This is a genomic window from Streptomyces endocoffeicus, from assembly GCF_016741935.1.
Classification (GTDB): Bacteria; Actinomycetota; Actinomycetes; order Streptomycetales; family Streptomycetaceae; genus Streptomyces; species Streptomyces endocoffeicus.
The window spans coordinates 1-258 of record NZ_JAERRG010000257.1 but is presented as its reverse complement, the minus strand read 5'-3'; the positions used below and the strand labels follow the sequence as shown (position 1 = coordinate 258).

Genomic DNA, 258 nt, shown 5'->3' with positions numbered 1-258 from the left:
CCGGAGAGCACCACGGCCGACGAACTGTTCACCGCCGCCACCGCGACCCGGTCCTCCAGACCGGACAGATCCACCTCCGCCTCGCCGGCCTGCACCGCGGCCATCGCCCCACCCGACGGCAACCCCTGCATCAACGCACCCCGCGCCACCAGCAGACGCACCGCGTCCTCCAGCGTCAGCGCGCCAGCCACGAACGCGGCCGTCACCTCACCGACCGAATGACCGGCCACGAAATCCGGCTTCAAACCCGCGGCCTGC

1 protein-coding gene is annotated in these 258 nt (G+C 72.1%); it reads right to left on the bottom strand.

The genetic code is table 11. The features are described from left to right. Positions 1-245: acyltransferase domain-containing protein (locus JK364_RS54870; RefSeq protein ID WP_307841756.1), on the bottom strand; the 245-nt coding region annotated here is incomplete at its 3' end. Between the last annotated feature and the right edge of the window lie 13 nt (positions 246-258).